20 protein-coding genes are annotated in these 23500 nt (G+C 66.0%); 8 read left to right on the top strand and 12 right to left on the bottom strand.

The window, feature by feature from the left end; translation table 11 throughout:
• Positions 1-13 precede the first annotated feature (13 nt).
• From HWN72_RS17690 to HWN72_RS17675, 4 genes are all read right to left on the bottom strand, one after another.
• On the bottom strand, positions 14-988 hold the full coding sequence (locus HWN72_RS17690) for a FecR domain-containing protein (RefSeq protein ID WP_051587207.1): 975 nt from the start codon (positions 986-988) through the stop codon (positions 14-16).
• A 106-nt stretch (positions 989-1094) separates the two neighbouring features.
• On the bottom strand, positions 1095-1589 hold the full coding sequence (locus HWN72_RS17685; RefSeq protein WP_211150896.1) for an RNA polymerase sigma factor: 495 nt from the start codon (positions 1587-1589) through the stop codon (positions 1095-1097).
• Between the two features lie 110 nt (positions 1590-1699).
• Positions 1700-2083, bottom strand: a complete 384-nt coding sequence (locus HWN72_RS17680; protein WP_211150895.1) for an OsmC family protein — start codon at positions 2081-2083, stop codon at positions 1700-1702.
• Between the two features lie 11 nt (positions 2084-2094).
• Complete coding sequence (locus HWN72_RS17675) at positions 2095-3006, bottom strand: pirin family protein (protein ID WP_211150894.1); 912 nt, start codon at positions 3004-3006, stop codon at positions 2095-2097.
• A gap of 224 nt (positions 3007-3230) precedes the next feature.
• On the opposite strand from HWN72_RS17675, the gene HWN72_RS17670 reads away from it, so the two are divergent.
• The gene (locus tag HWN72_RS17670) at positions 3231-5108 is read left to right on the top strand and encodes a bifunctional sugar phosphate isomerase/epimerase/4-hydroxyphenylpyruvate dioxygenase family protein (protein ID WP_211150893.1); all 1878 of its coding nucleotides are present in this window, start codon (positions 3231-3233) and stop codon (positions 5106-5108) included.
• 97 nt (positions 5109-5205) lie between these two features.
• On the opposite strand, the gene HWN72_RS17665 is transcribed toward HWN72_RS17670, so the two are convergent.
• Together HWN72_RS17665 and HWN72_RS17660 are read right to left on the bottom strand one after the other, a co-directional pair.
• Positions 5206-6570 carry an MFS transporter gene (locus HWN72_RS17665; RefSeq protein ID WP_211150892.1) on the bottom strand — a complete coding sequence of 455 codons (1365 nt, stop codon included), beginning with the start codon at positions 6568-6570 and terminating at the stop codon, positions 5206-5208.
• 175 nt (positions 6571-6745) lie between these two features.
• The gene (locus HWN72_RS17660; RefSeq protein WP_008829184.1) at positions 6746-7660 is read right to left on the bottom strand and encodes a LysR family transcriptional regulator; all 915 of its coding nucleotides are present in this window, start codon (positions 7658-7660) and stop codon (positions 6746-6748) included.
• A 69-nt stretch (positions 7661-7729) separates the two neighbouring features.
• Here HWN72_RS17660 and aroD point away from each other — a divergent pair, with 69 nt between their 5' ends.
• The gene (gene aroD, locus HWN72_RS17655) at positions 7730-8767 is read left to right on the top strand and encodes a type I 3-dehydroquinate dehydratase (protein WP_081799232.1); all 1038 of its coding nucleotides are present in this window, start codon (positions 7730-7732) and stop codon (positions 8765-8767) included.
• Here the strand turns inward: aroD and HWN72_RS17650 are convergent.
• On the bottom strand, positions 8754-10148 hold the full coding sequence (locus HWN72_RS17650; RefSeq protein ID WP_036530167.1) for an ATP-binding protein: 1395 nt from the start codon (positions 10146-10148) through the stop codon (positions 8754-8756). The two genes, aroD and HWN72_RS17650, sit on opposite strands and share 14 nt — an antisense overlap.
• Positions 10148-10864, bottom strand: coding sequence for a response regulator (locus HWN72_RS17645; protein WP_008829187.1), 717 nt, complete (start codon positions 10862-10864; stop codon positions 10148-10150). Before HWN72_RS17645 ends, HWN72_RS17650 begins: the two co-directional genes overlap by 1 nt.
• Before the next feature lie 212 nt (positions 10865-11076).
• Here HWN72_RS17645 and HWN72_RS17640 point away from each other — a divergent pair, with 212 nt between their 5' ends.
• Together HWN72_RS17640 and HWN72_RS17635 are read left to right on the top strand one after the other, a co-directional pair.
• Complete coding sequence (locus HWN72_RS17640) at positions 11077-13419, top strand: TonB-dependent siderophore receptor (protein ID WP_211150891.1); 2343 nt, start codon at positions 11077-11079, stop codon at positions 13417-13419.
• Between the two features lie 24 nt (positions 13420-13443).
• A complete protein-coding gene (locus HWN72_RS17635) occupies positions 13444-14124 on the top strand; it encodes a Fe2+-dependent dioxygenase (RefSeq protein ID WP_036530185.1) in 681 nt (226 codons plus the stop codon).
• A 9-nt stretch (positions 14125-14133) separates the two neighbouring features.
• Here HWN72_RS17635 and HWN72_RS17630 read toward each other — a convergent pair whose 3' ends face one another.
• The 4 genes from HWN72_RS17630 to HWN72_RS17615 form a co-directional block, all read right to left on the bottom strand.
• Positions 14134-15117, bottom strand: a complete 984-nt coding sequence (locus tag HWN72_RS17630; protein WP_211150890.1) for a phosphotransferase family protein — start codon at positions 15115-15117, stop codon at positions 14134-14136.
• Between the two features lie 6 nt (positions 15118-15123).
• Positions 15124-16332: a hypothetical protein gene (locus HWN72_RS17625; RefSeq protein WP_211150889.1), complete on the bottom strand. Its 1209-nt coding sequence runs from the start codon at positions 16330-16332 to the stop codon at positions 15124-15126.
• A 1-nt stretch (position 16333) separates the two neighbouring features.
• Entirely contained in the window at positions 16334-16666 is a 333-nt protein-coding gene (locus HWN72_RS17620) for an EthD family reductase (protein ID WP_211150888.1), read from the bottom strand.
• Between the two features lie 234 nt (positions 16667-16900).
• Positions 16901-17605 carry a GntR family transcriptional regulator gene (locus tag HWN72_RS17615; protein ID WP_211150887.1) on the bottom strand — a complete coding sequence of 235 codons (705 nt, stop codon included), beginning with the start codon at positions 17603-17605 and terminating at the stop codon, positions 16901-16903.
• Between the two features lie 293 nt (positions 17606-17898).
• On the opposite strand from HWN72_RS17615, the gene HWN72_RS17610 reads away from it, so the two are divergent.
• From HWN72_RS17610 to HWN72_RS17595, 4 genes are all read left to right on the top strand, one after another.
• Positions 17899-20241, top strand: coding sequence for a TonB-dependent receptor (locus HWN72_RS17610; protein WP_211150886.1), 2343 nt, complete (start codon positions 17899-17901; stop codon positions 20239-20241).
• Between the two features lie 138 nt (positions 20242-20379).
• Positions 20380-22290 (top strand): hypothetical protein, encoded by a 1911-nt coding sequence (locus HWN72_RS17605; protein ID WP_211150885.1) that lies wholly within the window; start codon positions 20380-20382, stop codon positions 22288-22290.
• 6 nt (positions 22291-22296) lie between these two features.
• Positions 22297-22689: a hypothetical protein gene (locus HWN72_RS17600; RefSeq protein WP_211150884.1), complete on the top strand. Its 393-nt coding sequence runs from the start codon at positions 22297-22299 to the stop codon at positions 22687-22689.
• Positions 22686-23441, top strand: a complete 756-nt coding sequence (locus tag HWN72_RS17595; protein ID WP_211150883.1) for an SDR family NAD(P)-dependent oxidoreductase — start codon at positions 22686-22688, stop codon at positions 23439-23441. Before HWN72_RS17600 ends, HWN72_RS17595 begins: the two co-directional genes overlap by 4 nt.
• The last annotated feature ends 59 nt before the right edge of the window (positions 23442-23500 follow it).

Raw genomic sequence — 23500 nt, 5'->3', positions numbered from 1 at the left:
CGAAAAGGCGCAGTCAGCGCGCCCGAACGATCGTCAGGTAGGGGGTGACGCGGGTGATCGAACCACCGGCAGGCTCGACGATCGCGGCAAGCGCTGCTGCCGGTCTGCGAGCATCATACAGACCCGTGATGCGGCGGGCGGCCAACGCCTTGTCGGCAAGGACGATCCAGCCTTTGTCATAGCGCCGCATTTCCTCGACGACCTCTCCGACCGTCGCATTTTCGGCGAAGAGATAGCCATCGCGCCATCCCGCGAGCGAAGCGACCGGCACCTTGTCCTCGCGCATCGCGCCGCTTGCATTGTCGACAAGGACGCGGTCGCCGGGAAGCAGGTCCTCACTGTTGCCGCTCGCGCTGACGCGCACATGCCCTCTGGCGACACCGACCTGCGTTTGCTCCCGGCTGGAGCGGACCTCGAATGCCGTGCCCAGCACACGTGTTTCGGTGCGTCCGCTGGCGACGACGAAGGGATGGGCGGGATCGCGCGCCACATCGAACCATGCCTCGCCCGCGACCAGTCGGACACGCCGCTCATTGCCGGTCAGGTCCACGTCTATCGCGCTGCGTGCGCCAAGCGTCACCCGCGTCCCGTCCGGCAATTGCACGTCGCGCAGTTGGCCGGTGCCGGTGGCATAGTCGGCGCTCAGCCTGAGCAGCAGCGACGGCGAGATCGCAAGCGCCAGTGCGACCGAGGCCGCCAGTGCGCCGAGCGAGGCCATGACCCGGCGATAAGTCGGTTGCGATCGCGCCCGCGGGGTAAAGGGCAGTACCGTCGCCGTAGAAGACGGCGCCCGCTGCGCCCGCTCCACATCGCCAAGCACGGCCCAGGCCTTGCGCGCCTGCGTCCATGCCTGCCGATGCTCGGGCGTTTCATCCAGCCACGCCTCGATGCGCTCGCGCAGCGCCGTGTCTTCCGGCGCGGCTTGCGCGTCGAGGAGATAGCCGACGGCAGCGTCCATCGTCTCCTTCGAAAGCGGGGCGGGGTTCATGGTGTCTGCCTTGCTGCTGCGCCGATGCTCCGGCAACCTGCATGACGGTCGAGGCTCACGCATTTTTCACGCGTGCCGCATTTTTTTCGGCATGAAGGAGCATGGCTCACGCCTCGTCCTCCCCGATCGCCATGGCTATCCGGCTGAGTGCCTCCCTGACGAGGCGATGCACGGTCGCGACCGAGACCGATAATCTGTCGGCGATCTCCTGAAGCGTGTATCCTTCGAACCTGTTCATCTCGAGAGCGAGGCGCATGCGCGGTTCCATGTCCCGAAGGACCTTCTCGATCCTGTCGATCAGTTGTCCTCTGGCCGCCTCGTCTTCGGGACTGGCGGTTTCCGTGGGCAGCATCCACCACTGTGGAACTTCCTCTTCGCGCCGTTCGATCTTCTCGCGCCGCACCTTGTCGAGCGCGATGTTGCGTACGATGCGGTAGAGATAGGACAGCGGGCTGCGGATATTCTGCCGAGCGGCATTGCCGTCGGCCGCCGCAAGCCTGAGAAATGCCTCCTGCACAACATCCTCCGCCTCGAACCGATCGCGCACGATCGGCCGCGCATAGCTCACGAGAGCAGCGCGGTGGCGGATCAGGTCGTCCAAGCAGGGTCTCGGGTGAAGTTGACGGAAAGAGAGTCGCTAACACGATTGCGAATCATTCGCAATTGTTTGTCGCGCGGCCCGGTATCCCGTCCACAGGCACGGCAATGGTTTCAGGCGAGCGTCGTCTCGATCGGCGATCCGCCCTTGAGGGTGAGCGTTACCGGCGTACGCTCGGCGATGTCGGCGAGACGGGCTTTCTGGTCCTCGTCCAGCCCGATGATCGGCAGCCGGCGCTCGATATGCATGCCGTCCTTGCCGCCTCCCAGATGCAGTTCGACGTCGAGCGACTGCAGTGGCCAGCCCTTGCGCGCCGCGTACATCTTTAGCGTGATCGCGGTGCACGCGCCCAGACTGGCAAGCAGCAGGTCGTAGGGGGCCGGGCCTGCGCCTTGTCCGCCCAGAGCCTCAGGCTCGTCCGCCGTGATCGCGTGGCCGCCGACGACGATCTCGGTGCGCCAGTGGGTATCGCCGATATGTGCGGTTCCATGTGCCATCGTTGTTCTCCTCAAGCCGGAAGCGGGATGAATTCGTGCTCGCCGGGCACCGGGGCAAACCGCTGTTCGCGCCAGTCCTCCTTGGCCTGCTCGATGCGATCGGCGGAGGACGAGACGAAATTCCAGAAGATATGGCGCTTTTCGGGAAGGGGCTCGCCGCCCAGCAGCATCAGTCGGGCAGGGCCGCTGGCGCGCAGCACGAGTTCGGCATCGGGCTTGAACACGACCAATTGGCCCGCCGCGAAAGTGCCGGTCTGGCCTTCGACTTCGACCGCGCCTGAAACGACGTAGATCGCGCGCTCGATATGCTCGGCCTTGACGCGGTAGCGTGCTCCGTCCTGCATGGCGATGTCGGCATAGACCATGTCGGACCAGGTCTTCAACGGCGAGGTCATACCGTCCGAACTGCCCGCGATCAGGGTCAGGCGGGTTCCCGCATCTTCCGTGAACGGGATTTCGTGCGCCTTGTGGTGCGAGAAGGCGGGAGCCGTCTCCTCCGCTTCCTTCGGCAGGGCCACCCAGGTCTGCAGGCCGAACAGCTTGCCGCCGCTGGCGCGGTTTTCGGCGGACGTGCGCTCGGAGTGAACGATACCGCTGCCTGCGGTCATCCAGTTCACCTCGCCGGGGCGGATCGCCTGCAGCGAGCCGACCGAGTCGCGATGAAGGATTTCGCCTTCGATCAGGTACGTCACGGTCGAAAGACCGATGTGCGGGTGCGGACGGACATCCAGACCCTCACCGCTGCGGAACACCGCCTCGCCCATCTGGTCGAAGAAGATGAACGGGCCGACCATCCGGCGCTGCGCGCTTGGCAGTGCACGACGGACCCGGAAACCGTCACCCAGGTCGCGCACCGGCGGCAGGATGACTTGCTCGACGCCTTCGATATCGAGTTCCGGGCCGAGTGAAGTCTGAATCGTCATGGGGTTGGTCCTTGATCGCGGTTTGGGGGGCGGGGGGCTGCCCTTTCCACTTCAGATACCCTGATCGGGAAATTCTATTCAGACGAAAAATATAGCACGGAACGTTCGAATATATCGAAAAGCCTGTGCCCATAACCAAATGCTATGAAAGACGGCTCCGCAGGCGCTTAAAGTCGCCCTCCCGTGCGCAGATATGGGATGGACCCTATCCAGCGGAGCCTTCGATGCATAACGCCATTGCCACCGTGTCGCTGCGCGGCACTCTCGAGGAAAAGCTGGCCGCCGCCGCGCAGGCCGGTTTCCAGAGCGTCGAGATATTCGAGAACGACCTGATCGGTTCGGCGCTGCGACCGCAGCAAGTGCGCAGGCTGATGGAGGACGCGGGGCTGTCCTGCTCGCTCTACCAGCCGTTCCGCGATTTCGAAGGCATGCCCGGCGACTTGCGGCAGCGCGCGCTCGACCGGGCGGAGCGCAAGTTCGACGTGATGGAAGCGCTGGGCACGGACCGCATCCTGGTATGCTCGAACTGTTCGCCCGCATCGCTGGGCGACCGCCAGCGCATCGTCGACGACTTCCGTGACCTTGGCGAGCGCGCCGCGAAGCGCGGCATCCGCGTCGGCTACGAGGCGCTGGCCTGGGGGCGGCACGTCAACGATCACCGCGACGTCTGGTCGATCGTGAAGGCGGTGGACCACCCGGCGATCGGCATCATCCTCGACAGCTTCCACTCGCTGTCGCGCGGGATTCCCAGCGAAAGCATCCGTGAGATCGCGGGCGACAAGATCGTCTACGTCCAGCTTGCCGATGCGCCGCTGCTGGATATGGACCTGCTGTACTGGAGCCGCCATTTCCGCAACCTGCCCGGACAGGGCGGCTTCGATCTGGCGCGCTACGTGGCCGAGATCCTGCGCACCGGCTACGACGGCCCGCTGTCGCTGGAGATCTTCAACGACCGCTTCCGTTCGATCTCCACGAAACTGATCGCCGAGGACGGGCATCGCTCGCTCGAATACGTCCGCGACGCCGCGCTGCGCGTGCTGGGCGAGCCGACCGCGATGCCCGCCCCGCAGGCGCCGCTGCGTGCGGAGTTCGTCGAGTTCACCGCAGGTACGAACGACGTGGCGCGGCTGGGCGATACGCTCGAGACGCTCGGCTTCGCGCGGACCGCCACGCATCGCACCAAGAAGGTGACGCGCTGGCGGCAGGGCGAAGTCAACCTGGTGGTCAATGCGGAGCCGCGCGGTTTCGCGCAGTCGTACCGGATCGTTCACGGTACTTCGATCTGCGCGATCGGGGTGCGGGTGAACGATGCGCAGGCGGTGATGGACCGCGCCGCCGCGCTCGGCATTCGCGCCTATCGGCCCGAGGGTCGTCCTGGTCGCATGGCGATGCCCGCACTGCGCGGCGTCGGCGGTAGCCTGGTCTATCTCGTCGAGGATGCCGGCGCTGAAGCGCTGTGGGCGCGCGAGTTCGAGCCGGTCGAAAACACCGAGGTGTCCGGCGATGCGGGAGTGCGCGGCATCGACCATCTCGCCGCCGTCGTCCACAATGACGAGTTCCTGTCGTGGCAGCTCTACTGGCGCGCGTTGTTCGGACTGGAGGGGCGCGACGCGCAGGACGTGATCGACCCGGCGGGCCTCGTGCACAGTCAGGCGCTGCAGTCCCCCGACGGTGCCTTCCGTCTGACGCTCAACGCATCGGACGCGCGCGAAACGCTGTCCTCGCGGTTCCTTGCGCAGGGGCTGGGGGGCGGTTTCCAGCATGTCGCGCTGACCAGCGAGGACATGGTCGCCACGGCGCAGGCGCTGCAGGCGCGCGGCGCGGCGATGCTCGAGGTGCCCGCCAACTACTACGACGATCTTGCCGCCCGCTTCGGGCTGGCGGACGATGTGGTCGCGGCGATGGTGGAGGCGCATATGCTTTACGACGAGGATTTCGAGGGCAATTCCTACCGGCAGCTTTACAGCCGCGCGTTCGACAAGCTGTTCTTCTTCGAGTTCGTGGAGCGGGCAGCGGCCTATGTCGGCTACGGCGCTGCGAATGCGGGGGTGCGGCTGGCCGCGCAGAACCGCTATCGCGGGGCGACGGTCGGGGCGGAGTGAGCCTTCGCCCGCCGGTCCCGACGGGCTGACAAAGCAAAACCCCGGGGCAGCGTCAGGCTGCCCCGGGGTTTTGCTTTTTTCGTTTGAGTCGCGGGCGTCAGTTTGCCCGGGGCATGCGGATCAGCGAGACGCACAGGCCCGCCAGCACCACCGGCACCGCGAAGATCGCGAAGATGACGGGCAGCGAAACCTTCTCGGCCAGCAGGAAGCCGCCCAGCATCGGGCCGATCACCGCGCCGATGCGACCCACGCCCATCGCCCAGCCGAGCCCGGTGCTGCGCGCTTCGGCAGGGTAGAGGCTGGTCGCCAGCGGGTAGCAGCCATTGAAGCCGCCCTGCACGAAGACGCCGATGAGGAAGGCGGTCAGAAGCGTTGCCGCCAGCGGCATGGCGACGGAACCGAATACCACCAGCGCACCTGCCGCCAGCACCATGTAGCCCAGGATCAGGCGGCGCAGATCGACGCGCATGGCGACATAGCTGAGCGAGGAGATGCCGATGAAGGCGCCGATGTTGTAGATCGCCCCGGCATAGATGGCATCCTTGGCCGGAAGGCCGGCTTCGACGGCGAGCTTGGGAATCCAGCTGATGACGAAGTAAAGCGTCATGAAGCTGAAGGTGATCGCCAGCCACAGCAGCATCGTGCTGGCGGCGCGGCCTTCGCCGAGCAGGCCGCGCAGGCCGACACGCTCGGCCTGGGCATCGGCTCGCTCGGGAAGGCGCTCGAGCGGGGCGCGGCCGATGGCGACGAGCAGGCGATTGGCCCGCTGCAGCGCGTTGGCCGGCTGGCGGGTGAGCAGGAAGTCCACCGATTCGGGCAGGAAGGCGAAGACCAGCGGGATCGAGATCAGGCACAGCGTCGCCGCGCCCAGCAGCATCGCCTGCCAACCGTGCGCCTCGATGTGCTGCGCGACGAGGAACCCCGTCAGGGTCGCGCCGACCGGGTAGCCTGCCTGCAGGAAGCCGACCGCGAAGGTGCGATGGCGCGCGGGTGCATACTCGGCGGTCAGCGCCGCCATGCTGGCAAGGACGGTGCCGATGCCGATGCCGACGATGAAGCGGGTGACGAGCAGTTCGGTCACCGATGTCGCGAGGCCAGAGCCGAACATCGCCGTCGCCATCATGATCAGCGAGGCGAGGATCAGCTTGCGGCGTCCGAACCTGTCGGCAAGCGGGGCGACCAGCAGGCCGCCGGCGGCCATTCCCGCAAGGCTGGCACTGAAGACGACGCCGAGGTTTTCCGGGCTGATGCGCCAGTCCGCCGACAGTGCCGGGGCGATGTAGGACAGGATCAGCACGTCCATCCCGTCGAGCATATTCAGCAGGAAGCAGATCGCCACGATCAGCACCTGACGGGCCGACCAGTTGTCGTCCCCATGCGTTACCTTGGCGTCGGCGGGCTGGCCGTTCACGGTGACGTAGGGACGCACGGACACCGATCCTGCGGCGGAATAACTGGCCATGGTAACGCCCTTCTCCATCCTCTTCGCGGCGCTTGCTTTGCGCCTGTGCCCGCCCGGTCTTGGAATACGTCCGGCTGTCGAACGGCATCGGCCTGGCGGTCCTTAACGGATCATGTCGTAACGGCAACGGCGCAATTCTCGCAGTGCACGCAATGATGTTCGGCATGCCGTTATGTTATGGATGAGAATGCGCTGCCGATCGCGGAAGGGCTATGAGAATGTTGCGCGCGATCTCCTCGAACGTCTCCCCTACCAGCGTTCGCGCGATTTCTAGGTTGCGGCTGACGTAGACGGGCAGGGTGCCCGGTTGCTCGAATTCCAGGAAGCGCACGGAATCGGCATGGGCCTGCATCGCCGTGAAGCTGTCCACCAGCGCGACGCCCATGCCGTTGGCGACGAAGGCCACCGCGGTCTCCGCAAAGCGCACGTAAGTCGCGACGTCCAGTTCCTCGCCCGCTTCCTCGTACATGCGGGCGATGATCTGCCCGTGCGGCGTTTCCTTGCGGAAGGACTGGATTCGCTCTCCCTGGATATCGGCGAGGGTGATGCGGGGGCGGTCCGCGAGGTGGTGCCCGGCGGGCACCGCGCAGACCATGCGGCCGGTGCCGATCCGGCTCGACAGCACGTTGGGATGATCGATCGGAAACACCGTCAGTGCATAGTCGCCGCGTTGCAGGGCCAGCCAGTCCACCGCCTGCTCCACCGAAAGGATATCGAACTGGATGGTGACTTCGGGATAATTCCCGGTCAGCCGCGAGAGCATCTGGGGCACCACCGAATGGCCCAGCGACGGCGATGCGCCGACCCGGAACGTGCGATCGACGCCCTTGGCCAGTCGCTGCACCACGTATTCGAGATCGCTGAAGCCCTTGAAAACGTGTTCCACTTCCTGAAACAGAGCCTGCGCCTCGGGCGTCGGCAGAAGGCGGCCGCGCGTGCGGTCGAACAGGCGAAAGCGCAGCTTGTCTTCCATGTGCCCGATCATGCGGCTGAGGCCGGGCTGCGACGTGCCCAGCATGCGCGCCGCGCCGCTCACCGTCTTGGTGATCATGACGGCGTGAAATATCTCGATCTGCCGGATCGTCAACATGCGCCAGCCTAGCCGATCGCAGGACGAGGCGACAAGCGATCTTGCCGCGCGCCGGGGCAGGTCAGGTTCATGGGCAAAGCACTCCTCGCGGCCTGCCCGGCCACACAAAAAAACGATGGCCGGGAGACTTCCATTATGAACGTGTACCATTTAGTACACAGCTATCCCGACCACAAGATCGGGCCGAAACACTCGCGGAGAATGAATATGCCTTTGATGCAGCGCCGACAGGCTCTCGCCCTCGGGGCCGTGGCGGGTATCCTGCCGACTATCGGTGCCAGTGCTGTGGCCGCCACGCCCGCCTCCACTTCCGGGACGAAGGTGCCGGTTCGCACCCGTCCCATCGTGATTCGCGATGTCGAGATCGGCGCGGGGCGGACGAAGACGATCGTGTCGCTGATCGAGATGACGCCGGATGCGGTGCTCTCCCGCGCGCGCCTGCTGGGCAGCATGGGCGAAGTCGATGTCGTCGAATACCGTATCGACTTCCTGGATCGGGCGCTCGACCCGCAGGTGGTCGCCGCGACCATGCGACCCGTGGCCGACGCTATCAAGGGCAAGCCGCTGGTAGTGACGTTCCGGACCAAGGCGGAAGGCGGCCAGAAGGCCATCGCGCCCGCGCAATACGCGGCGGTCTATCAGGCGATCCTGCAGACCGGCGCGGGCGATCTGTTCGATATCGAAGCGGCGCTGCTATCCGATCCGGCCGTCGCCGCGCTCAGGACGAGCGTGCAGGCGGCGGGGCGAAAAGTGATCCTCTCCCACCACGATTTCGCGGTGACCCCCTCGGTGGAGTTGATGGTCGGGCTCCTGCGCCAACAGCAGGCGCTGGGCGCGGATATCTGCAAGCTCGCAGTGATGCCGCACGATACCGGCGACCTGCTTCGCCTGCTGGAAGCGACCTGGATCATGCGCCGCGATCATGGCGACCGTCCGCTGGTGACGATGGCGATGGGCGGCATCGGCGCGGTGTCCCGTCTGGCGGGCGAAGCCTTTGGTTCCGCGCTCAGCTTCGGGGCGCTTGGTGATCCCTCGGCGCCGGGTCAGGTCAAGGTCGCCCAGTTGCGCGATACCCTGGCGATCGTGCACGACGCTATCGCGGGATAAAGATGCGTGCCTTGATGCCGCCCTCGTTCCGGTTGGTAATCTGCACGAAGCCGCCGTGCGCAGCAGCGATGGCGTTGGCGATGCTCAGGCCCAGCCCGAAGCCTCCGGTGACCGAACTGCGGGAGTGTTCGAGCCGATAGAATGGTTCGAACACCTGGGCAATTTCGGCTTCCGGGATGCCAGGCCCATCGTCGGTCACGATGATCTCCAGGGCCTTGTCGGAATCCGAAATCGCGATATCGGCCCGCCCGCCGTAACGTACCGCATTCTCGACTATGTTCTGGATGCAGCGCTGAAGGCTCAACCGGAAGCAGGACAGCGGCGCGGCCGCCTTGCCGGTAACGGTGACGGTGGCGCCGGTCTCCCGCATGTTCTGGGCCAGAACCATCACGAGGCTGTTCACGTCGACCGTCGATCTGATCCCTTCGGGTTCACCGCTTTGCATGAACGTCAGCGTGTCGTCGATCATGGCTTCCATGTCTGCCAGTTCGGAGCGGAATTTCTCGCGTTGAGATTCGTCTGCCAGCATCTCCGTGCGCAGGCGCAGGCGCGTTATCGGCGAGCGCAGGTCATGGGACACCGCCGCCAGAAAGCGCGAGCGTTCCGCCAGCATCTCCACGAGCCGGGACTGCATCCGGTTGAACGCTTCTGCCGCGCGGCGCACCTCGACCGGTCCCTGCGTGTCGAGCGGCGGGCTGTTGATGTTCTTGCCCAGAGCTTCGGCGGCGAGCGTCATGCGGGCGAGGGGCTGCATCGCGATGCGCACCGCGAACAGCGCGATCAGTACGACGATCAGGATACGCACCAGGTAGATGCGCAGGAAATAGTCCGCGATCGTGCCGAGGCGATGCGTGTCGGCGCCGTTTTCTCCTTCGACGCCGCGTACTTGCAGCCACACCGGCCTGCCGGGGACGTGAACGACTATGCTGTAGCGCACCGATGGCGCCCGCGCATCGAGCATCGACCATGTCCCCGCGGTCTGCCCCTCATCGCCGAGCAGTTCCATTTCCTGCACCCAGACGTAGAGGGGACGACCGTAACGGGCCTGCGCGACGTTTTGGATCAGGCGCTCGGTCTGGGAACGCTGGTGCGGCGGGGGCAAGTCGGCGGGCGGCGCGGTCAGCACCGTGGGCTGGAAAGCGGGACCGGCGATGCGCGCGGCCGTCCTCACGCGCTCCGCCTCGGGCTGCGCCTCGAACAGCTTCATCGTATCCGCCACTTGTACGCCGAGGACCCGCAAGGGTAGGTCGATCAGTTCGCTGTGCCGCCGATCGAACCAGATCGTGCTGGTCAGCGCCTGCGCCGCCAACAGTCCGGCGATCAGGATGCAGGCCATGCGGCCCGACAGCGAGTGCGGCCAGCGCCATGGAGCCCAGCGCATCACCCCTCGACGACCACATCGACCGCCAGTGCATAACCACCGTTGCGCACGGTCCGGATGATGCGGGGGCTGCGCACGTCCTCTCCCAGCATCTGGCGCAGGCGGCTGATGCACACGTCGACCGAGCGGTCCAGCGGATCGCGCTCCTTGCCGTAGACCTGCGCCGCCAGATAATCGCGGCTCAGGGTTCGATGTGGGTGGCTGAGCAGCAGGCGAAGCATCAGGTAATCCGATCCACCCAGCTGCACGGCATCGCCGTCGGGTGCGGTCAGCCGGTTGCGCCGGGTATCGAGCCGCCATCCGGCGAACTGCAGCAGGCCGACTTCGTCCACCTGGTTGTCCGGCGGGAACTGGCGGGTGCGGCGCAGCACGACCTTGATACGCGCCAGCAGTTCGCGCGGGTCGAAGGGCTTGGGCATGTAATCGTCCGCGCCCATCTCCAGCCCGATGATCCGGTCGATCAGCGCGCCGCGCGCGGTCAGCATGATGACGGGCACGCGGGCGCGGTCGCCGATCATCCTGCATAGGGCCAGCCCGTCCACGCCCGGCATCATCAGGTCGAGGACGATCAGGTCGGCGCGGTTGTGCTCAAGCCAATGCCACATCGCTGCACCGTCCTGCGCCGCATGGGCCACCATGCCCGCGCCGTTGAGATACTCGCACAGCAACTCGCGAATGCCGGGATCGTCATCGACTACGAGGATTCTGTCGCTCATCGGCTGTCTGCCCGGTCCGCCGGTCCAGCGCTCGCCGATATCCACGTCCTGCAATTATGTAACGAAATGAAATAGGCCTTCATTGATTACATTCCATGACATAACGTTATGAAATAATACAAAAATATACCCGTTCCCCAGTATACCTGCTGTTGCCACCTGATAGGGGCGCTGTCGATTGCGAATGCATCGCATTATATCAGGGGTGAGCCATGAAGAAAGTTCCGTCCGGCACCGTCCGCCGGATTTCCACCACGCACATCGCATCGCTAGGCATGCTCGGCATGTTGAGTGTTCCGGCCGAGGCGCAGACTGCGGAAGAGCCGGTTTCGCTGGGCTCGGTGCGGGTGGAAGCGCCGATGATCGTCAACGGGCGCAAGCCGGAGAAGGTGCAGTCTCCCAAGATGACGCAGCCGCTGCGCGATACGCCGCAGAGCGTGAGCGTCATCACCGGCGAGACCATGAAGGAGCAAAACGCGCTCAGCCTGCAGGACGTGCTCAAGAACGTCGCCGGCATCACCTTTACCTCGGGCGAGGGCAATCTGGGCTGGGGCGACTTCTTCACGATCCGGGGCTTCTCCTCCGAGCAGAGCGTGACGGTGGACGGCGTGCGCGACGGGGGCATGTCGAGCCGTACCGACATCTTCAACATGCAGCAGGCCGAAGTCTTCAAGGGCACCGGCTCGGTCGAATCCGGGGTCTCGGCGGTCGGCGGCAGCGTCAACCTGGTGAGCAAGGAAGCACAGGCGGAGGATTTCTATCGCGGATCGTTCGGCCTCGGCAGCCAGAACTATCGCCGCGCCACGGTGGACGTGAACCAGAAGCTGACCGATACGACGGCGGTGCGGGTCAACCTCATGTCGCATTACAACCAGGTCGCGCGTCGCAACGAGGTGGACTACGAGCGCTACGGCGCCGCCGTGTCGCTGGCGACTGGCCTCGGCACGTCCACTCGCCTGTACCTCGACGGCCTACACCAGCGTGACGACAACACCCCCGATGGCGGCCTGCCGATCCAGCGCGGCACCGGCGGCCAGCGGATGCCGGGCGTGCCCAAGGATGCTTGGTACGGCGCGTCGAATTCCTACGCGCAGCATACCCAGGTCGACAGCCTGACCGGCAAGCTCGAGCACGATTTCTCCGATGCGACCACGATCCGCACCCAGGCGCGCTACGAACGCTCGGACAACTGGGGCGTCTATTCGCCCGCCCGCTTCACCGCGGCTGATGCCAACGGCAACAAGACCTGCACCGGCACCCGCTGCGCGACGCTGGGTTATGCGGGGCTCGGCGGGCTGACTTCGGTTGCGGGCGTCAGTTCCTACACCGATTACACCACGATCGACACCGGCGCTTACGGCTACCTGCGCGGCAACGATTTCGGTACGTCCAAGCGCTACGAGATCTACGACAGCCAGACCGACATCAAGACCCATTTCCACACCGGCGGCATCAAGCATGACCTGACGGCGGGTATCGAACTGTTCCGCGAATACTACGGCGACCACGAGCGCACCATGCTCGCACCGGCAGGCGACATGTTCTTCGACCTCGCCAACCCGCAGACGGTCTTCGCCACCACCACGGTGACAAAGGGCGCGGGCAACGCGCGCGCCAAGGTGGAAAGCGCGGGAATCTACATCAACGACACGATCACCCTGGCCGATCGCTGGGAAGTCCAGGCCGCGATCCGGGCCGACCGTTTCAAGGCGCAATCGGTCACCGCCAGTCGCAGTGACACCGCGATCGGCGGCCGCCTCGGCCTCGTCTACAAGCCGGTCGAGGCGGGCGCAATCTACGTGTCCTACAGCCAGGCGGCGCAGCCTTCGGCGGTGGGCCTGACCACTAACAACACCATCTATGGCGCGGCGGCCACTTCTGCGCTCAAGCCCGCCAAGTCGCGGACCTGGGAAGCGGGCAGCAAGTGGGACCTGATGGGCGGCGCCTTGTCCCTCACCGGCGCGGTGTTCCGCACTGAACTGTCGGATTCGTGGGAATACAACGCCGACGATACTTCTCCGGTGCGCGCGCTGCCTTCCAAGCGGGTGGACGGCTTCGAGCTGGAAGCGCATGGCGAGATCACGCCGCGCTGGTCTATCATCGCCAGTTTCTCGCGCCTCAAGAGCGAGATCACCAAGGGCGTGAACAAGGGCGTGGAAGCTGCCAACGTGCCAGACTGGAGCGGCAGCCTGTGGACCTCCTACAAGCTGGGCTCAGCAGTCGAACTGAGCTACGGCGCGCAGTACGTCGGCCATCGGCGCTATTCCAACAACAAGTACGTCGGCGGCCTCAACAACAGCGCCAGCTATGCGATGGGTCCTTCGGGCGTCTATGCGATCTACACGCTCGACGAGGAACGTGCCCCTTCCTACATCGTCCAGAATGCGGCCGTTCGCTGGCATGTCAGCGACAACGTCACCGCCAACCTCAACGTGCAGAACCTGACCAACAGGTTCTACTGGTCGCGCATCGGTGCCTCGCTGGATGGCTTCCAGCTCTACGGCATCCCCGGCGCCGGCCGCACGGTGACGGGCAGCGTGGACTTCGCGTTCTGATCATACCTGCTGCCGGAGTGCATGATGCTGCTTGAAATCCCAGACGTCCTGACCCCGGACGAAGTCGGCACCATGCGCCGCGCGCTGGAACAGGCCGACTGGCTCGACGGCAAGGTGACCGCCGGTGCCCAGTCGGCCAAGGCCAAGCGCAACGAGCAGCTATCCGAGACCCACCCGCTGGCCGAACGTTTCGGCCAGCGGATTCTCGAGGCGCTGGCGGGCAACGCCGTCTTCATGTCGGCGGCGCTGCCGCAGCGGATCTATCCGCCACTGTTCAACCGCTATGCGCCGGGCCACGATTTCGGGTATCACGTCGACAACGCCATCCGCCCGATCAACGGAACGCGCGAGCGGGTCCGCACCGATGTGTCCGCGACGCTTTTCCTCGCCGATCCCGACAGCTACGACGGCGGCGAACTCGTGGTGCGCGGGGCGTTCGGCACCCATGCGGTGAAGCTGCCCGCCGGTTCGCTGCTGCTTTATCCCGGCACCAGCATCCACCGCGTCGAGCCGGTGACGCGCGGGGTGCGGCTGGCGTCGTTCTTCTGGGTGCAGAGCGTCGTCCGCGAGGATGCGCGCCGCGAGATGCTGCTGGACATGGACGTGGCGATCCAGCGCCTGACCCAGACCGGCGGCGATGCCGATGCGCTGGTGCAACTAACCGGCGTATACCACAACCTGCTGCGGCAGTGGGCCGAGGTCTGATCAAAAGGCTCAGCCCGCAACCATCGCCCGTTTCTCCAGCAGCGCCACGTAGGACGGGATCAGCGCCGCGAAGGCCTTGAAGCGCGGGTCGGCGATGCGGCCCGTCTCGAACAGGAACGCGCCGACCGAGATGATCGCCGCCACCTTGGCCTGACCCAGCACCGCATAACGATCGACGTCGACGGCGGTGCGGCCGGTGCCTTTCTCCCATTCCTCGACCATGCGCCCGGCGGACCACCAGCCGGGCAGCTCGAACCCGGCGTTGGCCAGCGACGCCTCGCCCTGATCGTGGAACATCAGCACGTAGCCAAGGTCCAGCAGCGGTTCTGAGACTTGCGCCATCTCCCAGTCGAGCAGGCCGGTGATGCGCCCCCGGTGCCACATGCAGTTGCCGTGCTTGGGGTCGCCGTGGACCGGCGTGGGCGTGCCGGAGGTGCGCGGCGGGCGGGCCACCAGATCCTCCAGCACCGAGACCAGACCGGGCGTGGAATCGGCCCCGCGCGCCACGTCCAGCCAGTGCTGCGCTTCCTCCGGCACGGTGCGGCCACCCGGCGGCATCGCCGATACCGGCATCCGGTGCAGCGCCAGGATCGCGTCGAACCACTGGCGGCAGACGCTTTCGGCGCCCTCGACCGGGTCGGCGGCGAGCCAGTCGGGCACGGCATATTCGAACGCCTCGCCCTCGATGCGGCCCATCAGGAAGAACGGGTCGCCCAGCACCTGCGGATCGTCGCACAGTTCCAGCACCGGGGGCAGGGGCACCCCCGGCGCGGCCTTCGACACGGCGCTGAGCACCGCGTGCTGGCGCACCATGTCGTAAGGCGGCAACAGGCCCTCCTCGGACGGGGGCATGCGCAGGATCTCGTCGATTCCCTCGACCAGATAAGTCTCGTTGGAGTGGCCGGCGGAGAGGGTCTTCACCCCCGTCACCCGGTTTCCGCGCGGCAGCCAGGCGCGAAGCCCGGCTGCCAGCTTTTCGGTATCGCGCGCCATGGCGGCTCAGACCAGCGAGTTTTCGGCGGTCAGCCCGAGTTCGGGATGCGCGCCGTGGATGATGGTCTCCATGATGCCGTAGCCGGTCCAGTCGCCCTCGGTCACCTTGATCGGGCAGTCGCGCAACTGACGGATGCGCTCTAGCGTCTTGCGGTCCAGCGTGTCGTCGAACTTCTCGCCCTCGACCGTCAGCGGACCGTGCCACGAACCGTGCTTGCGCCCGTCGAAGCCGAGGTAGAGGCCCGGGCCGAGGTGGACGCCCGAGGTGCCCACCACTTCCACCTCGATGGTGTGCGATCCGCCCTGCAGCATGTCGAAGTGGAGGCGGCCGCCGAGCAGGCGCCGGGTGCGGTCGTCGAAACGCAGTTCGGGGCGCACGCGGGCGATCTTCTCCTGCGTGCCGTCCGGGTTGTTGCGGTAGCCCGAGGAGTAGAAGATCCGCCCCTGCTTCGACTGGAAGTACATGTGATAGGCGACTTTCTCGCCGCTGGGCGAGACGAGCATGAACGGGCTCCAGATCAGCACGAACTCGCCCTGGCCGAACTTCACGTCGCCGAAGTCGGAGGTGGGGCGCACGTCGGCATTGTGCGCGCCCACGTCGAGGCGGGTGCCCCAGGAGTGGTCGCGGTACTGGGTCCATTCCTCGGGGTTGATCTCGATGCGCTCGCCCTCGACCTCGATCCAGCCGGAGGGGGTGCCGATCTGGTGGTAGCGGATCACATCGGAGCCGATGCGGAAGCCGTCCTTCTCGCGCTGCTTGTGGCGGTCCTCGAAGAACGGGGGCATTTCCGAGGTGAAGGTGATGTCGTAGGCGATCGGCTGCTGGTCGTTGGCGGCGCAGGCAAAGCGGACCTGGCGCAGCGGCTCGATGATCTCGTAGGAAAGCGGCCCGGCCTCGGTGACGAGCGGGTCGTCGCGCAACTCGCGGTTGGCGCGCACGGTCCACTGCTCGCTCCCGCGCGAGATCGCGGCCCAGCCGTCGAGAACGCCGCGGTTGTGGTAGCGGCCGAGCCCGAAATCGACGCCCATGGCGCCGTCCTTGCGCACGATCGCGGTCCAGATCTTCTCGGTCCAGCTCTGTTCTGAGGTGCTGACGGAGGCGAACGTATCGACGATCTGGTGGTTGAGATGCTCGTCAAGCGCCGTGATCATGCCGATGTCTTCCATCGCACTGCGCACGTAGCGCACCGGCGTGTTCAGCAGTGTCGAATTCATTTCAGGCTCCCTCTTTGATGTCTTCTTCCGCCAGCGTGCCGACCTGCAGGACGGGGGTGACGGTGGTGTAGTTGGGAAGGTCGGCGAACAGCGCCGCGCCGCATTGCGCCATGGCCTCGTCGAAGGCGGCGCGTGTGGCGAACAGCATTTCCGAGACGGCCCAGTAAGCCGGAGACGTGCCGTCGAGTGCGGCTTCGCCCAGCACGGTGCGCACGCTTTCCAGCCCGAACGGCGCCAGCAGGCGGCGCGCGAAAGGCGTGTGATGGTGCCGGTAATAGTCACCGTCGAAACGGCTGCCAGCGTCGTTCGGATAGACCGCGAGAATGCGAATCATCGCGCTTCGCCTTTCTGTTCCTGTCCCGCTGATCTGTTTAAATCGTCCGACGATTTAGTCTATAGAAAATCGTACCTGCTTTTCGTCGTCCCGGACTTGATCCGGGACCGGTGGCCGTCTTCAGGCAAGCGCCATTGCGCCATTGCGCCGGGCGCCTCGGCGTCAGGTGGGTTGATCACCGCCGGCGGTCCCGGATCAGGTCCGGGACGACAGGGGTTTCGGTACGTTAGCTGCTCAGGACGCGAAGCTGGCGAAGGCCGCTGCGGGCAGTTCCTCGATCGTGTTGCGCGTGCCGGCGAAGTGGCGCTGGACCGCGCGGTCGGCGGCGCCGACGGCGTTCTCCGCGACGGCCTTGGCGATCTTGCTGTAGCCCGAGGCATGGCGCACGCGCTGCTTTTCCGACTGGATCGATTCGATCTGGGCGCGGAACAGGTCGGTGCGGGTGAGCGGCATCGCGCGCTCAAGCTCTCCGTTGCCGCCGATCGCAACGAGCACCGAATAGAACTGGCGGCGCTGCTCCAGATAGAGCGCGCGGTTGTGGTTGCGGTTGGCCTCGTCGATGGCGTTGGCGGCCTCGACGATCTGGCGGCGCTTCTCGTCGGTGTCGCAATGCTCGGCCGCGAGTCGCGCGGCGAGGCAGGCGAGCGGCTCCAGCGTCTGCAGCAGATCGAGCACCGCTTTGCGGTCCAGCGTGGCGATGTAGGCGCCGCGATAGCGGTTGAGCGTGACGATGCCGTCCGCCGCAAGATGCTTGAGCGCTTCGCGCAGCGAGCCCCGGCTGATCCCCAGCCGCTGCGTCAGGTCAGGTTCGACGAGGTGCTGGCCGGGCACGAACACGCCCGCGCGGATGCCCCGGATTATGGCTTCGGAGACTTTGTCGGCCGCGCTTCCGGCGTCGACCTTGATGGCCTCCGCATCGAGGGTGGTTTCGTCTGCCATGTCCTTCAACCGCGTAGACATTGTCCTGCTCACTCGTGCCGCCGGGTCTCTCCCGGACTTCCAATCCGTACTGCTCTACAAGCGTTTCGTCCATCATCAATACAAAATGATCGATCGGTCTCATATCACGAAATCGTCGAACGATATTGACAGATGGTGTGAGGGCGGCAATACCTCCAATCCACGACGGACGGCAGGGAAGCAAATTCCCGCGCCTCGTGGCTCCAAGGAGGGAGGAAACTGAAATGGCGACAGGCAATCCAATTACAGTTGGGCGAATCGCAGTTGGGCGGATGTTGCTGGGGGCAGTATCGCTCACGGTCCTGGCCAGCGCGGATGCGGCATGGGCGCAGGACGCGACCAGCACTGCAAGCACCCCGAATGCCCCGAGCGCATCGGCGAACGAGATCATCGTGACCGCGAACAAGCGCGAGCAGTCGATCAACGACGTCGGGCTTTCCATCACCGCGCAGTCGGGCGAGGCGCTGATGGAGCGCGGCATCAGCTCGCCCACCGACCTCGGCAAGATCGTGCCGGGCCTGACGGTCCAGCCCTCGCCGTTCAACACCCCGGTCTATACCCTGCGCGGCATCGGATTCTACGAGACGACGCTGTCCGCTTCGCCGACCGTCGCGGTCTATACTGACGAAGTGGCGTTGCCGTTCAGCGCCACCACGCGCGGCGCCGCGTTCGACATCCAGCGCGTCGAGGTGCTGAAAGGTCCGCAGGGCACGCTGTTCGGCCAGAACACCACCGGCGGTGCGATCAACTACGTGGTCAACAAGCCGACCGAAGTGTTCGATGCCGGTCTTGATCTCAGCTACGGCCGCTTCAACGAGATCGACACCACCGCCTTCATCAGCGGCCCGATCACCGACGGCGTCAAGGCGCGCCTCGCGGTGCGCGGCGTTCATAGCGACGACTGGCAGTACAGCTACACCCGCGACGACAGCCTCGGCCGCAAGCGCCAGCTGCAGGGCCGCTTCCAGCTGGCGATCGAGCCGACCAGCAACTTCCGCCTGCTGCTCAATGCCAATGGCTGGATCGACAAGGGCGATACCCAGGCCGCGCAGCTGGTCGAGGATACTTGCGCGGAATCCACCGCAGGCACCTGCGGCAGCCCGCAGGCCGCGGCATTCCGCGACTATCCGCGCGCGCCGGACAAGGCCCGCGCGGCCGACTGGGGCTACGGCATCTTCGGCCGCCGTCCCAAGCGCGACGACCGCTTCTGGCAACTCAGCGCCCGCGCCGACCTCGACCTGAACGAGAACCTGACGCTGACTTCGGTGACCGCCTATTCCGATTACAAGACGGATTCGGTGCAGGACTTCGACGGCGCCACGATGTTCTCGGTGGACACCAACACCACCGGCTTCATCAAGGACTTCGCGCAGGAACTGCGCCTGTCCGGCAAGTATGGTGCGCTCAACGTCATCGTCGGCGGCAATTACAACCGTTCGCGCACGTTCGATCGCCTGTTCTACAACTTCAGCGAAGGCCCATCGGCCAACCCGCTCTACATGATCCCCGGCGCGCCGCATGGTGAGCTGACGTTCAACTACTCACGCCAGAACGTGAAGTCCTACGCCGCCTTCGGTAACGTGGAGTTCGAACTGTCCCCGCAGCTCACCCTGATCGGCGGCGCGCGCTACACCAACACCAAGCGCAGCTTCGAGGGCTGCACCAACGACTTCGGTGGCGGCACGGCGACGTGGTGGAATGCGATCTTCGGCACCAATGTCCAGCCCGGCGGCTGCCTGACCTTCACGCCGACGTTCCCGGTCATCTTCGATCCCGCCGACTTCGACCAGCTCAACGAGGACAACATCTCGTGGAACGCCGGGGTCAACTACAAGACCGACAGCGACATGCTGCTCTATGCCCGTGTCAGCCGGGGCTACAAGTCGGGCAGCTTCCCGACCGCCTCGGTCGCCAGCTACAGCGGTTATACCCCGGTCAAGCAGGAGTCCGTCACCGCCTATGAAGCGGGCGTGAAGGCCCCGTTCGGCAACGGTTTGGTCGAAATTTCCGCCGCTGCGTTCTACTATGACTACAAGGACAAGCAGCTGCGCGGCCGCAAGCCCGATCCGGTGTTCGGCACCCTCGACGGGCTGGTGCAGATCCCCAAGAGCCGCGTCTACGGCTTCGAGACGCAGATCGACGTGCGCCCCACCGACGGCCTGCGCATCTCCGCCGGCATGACCTACATCGACACCAAGATCACCGAGTTCACCGGCTACGACGCGCTGGGCGAACTGCACGATTTTGCGGGTCAGAAGTTCCCTTATGCCCCGGCGATCACCGCGATCGGCGATGCGCAGTACGACTGGGCGGTGGGCAGCGCCAATGCCTATATCGGCGCTTCGGTCACCTACAACAGCCAGACCAGCAGCGCGCTGGCCAACAGCAACACGCAGTACGTCGATCGCGACAGCCGCTTCCAGATCAAGGAATACGCGCTGCTCGACTTGCGAGCGGGTGTGAAGCTGCACGACGACAAGCTCCGCATCGGTGCCTGGGTGCGCAACGTGACCAACACGTTCTACTGGACCAACATCCAGGACAACCTCGCCTCGATCTCGCGCTTCACCGGCATGCCGCGCACTTACGGCATCCAGCTCGGCTGGCGCTACTGACCTCTCCGTTGCCCCGCGGCCCTTGCTTCAGGGCCGCGGGGTCTTTTTGGATAGGCAAGATCGTATTACGATAACGACAGGCGATTCGTCGCAAATCCGGCAACCGGATCGAACGAGACGCCGCAATGGAGAGCACCGATGGCCACGCAGCCCTACGAGCAGCCGCATGTCGCCAGCCCGACGCCCATCGTGGCGCGGATCCCGCTGATCCCGCCGCGTGACCGCGCGCACGGCCCGTTGACGGCGCGGCGGCTGCGGCGCTTCTACCTTGGCCTTGCGGTGGTCTTCGCGCTGGCGGTGCTGCCGGTGGTGCTGGGCATGAGCGCGCAGTGGAAGGCCTTCGGGCTGGGGCTGATCTTCCCGGGCGGCGGGTTCCTCTATGCGGGCGGGGTAGTCGGCGTGCTGGGCGCGCTGGCCTCGATCGCGGCCTTCGCGGTCATCCTGTTCATCTGGTGGGCGCGCGGTCCGATCATCGCGCCGCCCGGGGTGCTGATCGGCACCGCGCTGCTCTCCGCCGCTTGGATCGAGGGGCGCGATGGCGTCGCCTTCGTCGAATATGCGCTCCCCGTTGGCGTGCTGGCGGCGTTCGGCGTCATGGCGCTAAGGCGCCGCGCGCACTTCACCCGCCAGCAGGCACGGGGGGAGGAACTCAACCGCGTGATCGCCCGGGCCGAGCCGATCCTGCGCGATGCGCCGGTGGAGGCCGGGCCGGAGATGCCCGAGGGCCAGATCGGCGAGTACCGCCGCATGCTCGACCTTGCGCTGCAGCCGGTGGACAGCTGGACCGGGTTCTCGACCGGCGACACCTGGCAGGACGGCGCGCTGCGCTACCAGATCTGCACGATGTCGTGGAACCTCGCCTTCGGGCAGTACACGCAGCTTCCGGCGTTCCACGGCTACCTCAACACCGCGCAGGAAAACCTGATCCGCAAGCACGTGGACCGCAGGACGTGGAACTACTGGTTCTGGGAAAGCCTGTGGGGCAACCTGAAGCTGGAGAAGAACCCCGTCGCCACCGACAACATCATGCTGTCGGGTTTCATGGGCGTCTCGCTCGGCCTGTTCGAGACGGCCAGCGGCACCTCGCCCTTCGCGGGCAAGGACGCGCTGACCTTCCGCTGGGACGAGAAGACCGCGTTCCCGTACAGCCACGAAACGCTGATGGACGAAGTGGTGAAGAACTTCCGCCGCTACGACATCGGCTGGTTCCCGTGCGAGCCGCGCTGGATCTATTCGATGTGCAATCTCGTCGGCCGCACCGCGCTGGCGCTGCACGATGCGCGCAACGGCACCGACATGATCGGCAAGGTCGGCGACCGCTTCGAGCAGACGATGGAGCAGGAAATGATGATGGCCGACGGGCGGGTGAAGGTCTGCACCTCCTCCCCCTTCGGCTTCACCGTGCCCAGCCTCTCGGGCCTGTTCGGCGAGACCTGGGGCATCCGCTTCCTCACCCCCCACGCGCCCGATCAGGCGGAGCGGCTGTGGCAGGTGCTCAAGCAGGACTTCATCGCCCGCCGCCCTGACGGCACGCTCGATTTCAAGCTGCTGCCGCTGGGCTGGGACACGCGCAAGCCCGCCAACTTCTCGTTCGCGCAGTGGCCCGAACTGAACCCGCTGACGATGGTGCTGTGGGCCGCGCTGGAGATGGGCGACGAGGAGATCATCGCCGCCACCCGCGAGAGCATCGACGCGCAGTACAGTCCCGGCATGGCCGACGCACTGACCTGGACCCGCCGCAACACCGTGCGCGACATGGTCAACAAGGGCCTGCCCGAAGCGTGGAATACCGGCCCGCTGCTGGCCGAGGCGTGCTATCCCGAAACGATCGTCACCCGTGCGGTCAGCGACGGGCGCGACTTGTCGCTGGTGCTGCGGGCAGGGGAAGGGCCGGCGCGCGTCAGCCTCGGCTTCGCGCGGCTGGTGCCGGGTACGCACTACCGCGTGGTGCAGACCGGGCAGGAACTACAGGCCGGGCCGGACGGCAAGGCGGCGCTCGCGTTCGACCTCGACACGCGTAGCGAACTGCATCTGGTTCCGGTAAGCTGACGCGCCATGTCCTGCTGCATCCTTGCCGCCTTGCTGATCGCCCATATCATGGCGATGTTGCGGCGCTGGGCGGTGTTCCTGGGGCTGGTCCCGCCCCGCGAGTACGACGATGCCGACACGCTGCCCAGCCGGATGCGGGCGTGGTCGGCAAGGCCCAAGGTGCGGGCGACATTGGGCGCGCTCGTGGCGGTGGAGCTTCTGGCGGGCGGCACCTGGGTCTACGCGGAGCACGGCACGCACCTCTATCGCCTCGGCGACCAGGCCTACTCGGCGATCCGCGGAGAGCGGGTCATCTATAGCGAGGACTGCGGCAAGCCCGGAGAGCGCTATGCCTTGCGCATGGTGATCGACGAAAGCGGCAGGGTAATCCGGAACGAGCGGGTGTCGGCGCAGTCATGACCGGGGAATTCGCTGGCCGCGTGGCCATCGTCACCGGCGCTTCGCGCGGGATCGGCGCGGTGCTGGCCGAGGCGCTCGCCGCACGCGGCGCGGACGTGGTGTTGGTGGCGCGCGACGCGGCGCGGCTGGAGGAAGCTGCCCGTCGCATCGGCGCAGCGCATGGCGTGAACCTGCGGACGGTGGCGGGCGATGCCGCCGACGCGCAAGTCGCGGCGCGGGCCGTCGCGGCGGCGATCGAACTGGGCGGGCTCGACCTGCTGGCCAACGTCGCGGGCTGGTATCCGACCGCACTGGTGGAGGACACCGGGGACGAGGACTACGCCCGCACCCTTGCCAGCAATCTCGGCGCGACATTCGCGATGTGCCGCGCGGCGCTGCCCGAACTGCGGGCGCGGGGCGGCGCGATCGTCAACATGTCGTCCACCGCCGCGCGCTTTCCCACGCCGGGGCTCGCCATCTACGGCGCGTCTAAATGCGCGATCGAGGGGCTGACCCGCGCGATGGCGGTCGAAGCCGCGCCGCTGGTGCGCGTCAATGCGGTCTCGGCGGGTCCGACGATGACGGAAACGGTGAAGGCCCTGATGGAAACCGACAAGACCGGCGCGGTGGCCGCCGTCACCTCGGTGCTGCCGCTGGGACGCCTCGCGAGACCTGAGGAAATCGCCGAAGTATTCCTGTTTCTGGCCTCCGCGCGATCCTCGGTGATCACCGGGCAGGTCATCCACGCGAATTGCGGTGGCCATATGGCGTGAATGCGGTTCCAATTCCTGATGGGATGCACCAAAAAGTAACCATGCGGGCCTAGCTTCCG

The organism is Novosphingobium sp. HR1a (assembly GCF_015594425.1).
Taxonomy (GTDB): domain Bacteria; phylum Pseudomonadota; class Alphaproteobacteria; order Sphingomonadales; family Sphingomonadaceae; genus Novosphingobium; species Novosphingobium resinovorum_A.
The sequence above is the reverse complement of the archived record's forward strand: the minus strand, read 5'-3'. Positions and strand labels throughout refer to the sequence as shown.

Excerpts from the sequence above, each read along its gene's own strand:
- HWN72_RS17690 (WP_051587207.1), bottom strand. The coding sequence starts at position 988 with ATGAACCCCGCCCCGCTTTCGAAGGAGACGATGGACGCTGCCGTCGGC.
- HWN72_RS17680 (WP_211150895.1), bottom strand. The coding sequence starts at position 2,083 with ATGGCACATGGAACCGCACATATCGGCGATACCCACTGGCGCACCGAG.
- HWN72_RS17675 (WP_211150894.1), bottom strand. The coding sequence starts at position 3,006 with ATGACGATTCAGACTTCACTCGGCCCGGAACTCGATATCGAAGGCGTC.
- HWN72_RS17670 (WP_211150893.1), top strand. The coding sequence starts at position 3,231 with ATGCATAACGCCATTGCCACCGTGTCGCTGCGCGGCACTCTCGAGGAA.
- HWN72_RS17665 (WP_211150892.1), bottom strand. The coding sequence starts at position 6,570 with ATGGCCAGTTATTCCGCCGCAGGATCGGTGTCCGTGCGTCCCTACGTC.
- HWN72_RS17660 (WP_008829184.1), bottom strand. The coding sequence starts at position 7,660 with ATGTTGACGATCCGGCAGATCGAGATATTTCACGCCGTCATGATCACC.
- aroD (WP_081799232.1), top strand. The coding sequence starts at position 7,730 with ATGGGCAAAGCACTCCTCGCGGCCTGCCCGGCCACACAAAAAAACGAT.
- HWN72_RS17650 (WP_036530167.1), bottom strand. The coding sequence starts at position 10,148 with ATGCGCTGGGCTCCATGGCGCTGGCCGCACTCGCTGTCGGGCCGCATG.
- HWN72_RS17645 (WP_008829187.1), bottom strand. The coding sequence starts at position 10,864 with ATGAGCGACAGAATCCTCGTAGTCGATGACGATCCCGGCATTCGCGAG.
- HWN72_RS17640 (WP_211150891.1), top strand. The coding sequence starts at position 11,077 with ATGAAGAAAGTTCCGTCCGGCACCGTCCGCCGGATTTCCACCACGCAC.
- HWN72_RS17635 (WP_036530185.1), top strand. The coding sequence starts at position 13,444 with ATGCTGCTTGAAATCCCAGACGTCCTGACCCCGGACGAAGTCGGCACC.
- HWN72_RS17630 (WP_211150890.1), bottom strand. The coding sequence starts at position 15,117 with ATGGCGCGCGATACCGAAAAGCTGGCAGCCGGGCTTCGCGCCTGGCTG.
- HWN72_RS17625 (WP_211150889.1), bottom strand. The coding sequence starts at position 16,332 with ATGAATTCGACACTGCTGAACACGCCGGTGCGCTACGTGCGCAGTGCG.
- HWN72_RS17620 (WP_211150888.1), bottom strand. The coding sequence starts at position 16,666 with ATGATTCGCATTCTCGCGGTCTATCCGAACGACGCTGGCAGCCGTTTC.
- HWN72_RS17615 (WP_211150887.1), bottom strand. The coding sequence starts at position 17,605 with ATGGCAGACGAAACCACCCTCGATGCGGAGGCCATCAAGGTCGACGCC.
- HWN72_RS17610 (WP_211150886.1), top strand. The coding sequence starts at position 17,899 with ATGTTGCTGGGGGCAGTATCGCTCACGGTCCTGGCCAGCGCGGATGCG.
- HWN72_RS17605 (WP_211150885.1), top strand. The coding sequence starts at position 20,380 with ATGGCCACGCAGCCCTACGAGCAGCCGCATGTCGCCAGCCCGACGCCC.
- HWN72_RS17600 (WP_211150884.1), top strand. The coding sequence starts at position 22,297 with ATGTCCTGCTGCATCCTTGCCGCCTTGCTGATCGCCCATATCATGGCG.
- HWN72_RS17595 (WP_211150883.1), top strand. The coding sequence starts at position 22,686 with ATGACCGGGGAATTCGCTGGCCGCGTGGCCATCGTCACCGGCGCTTCG.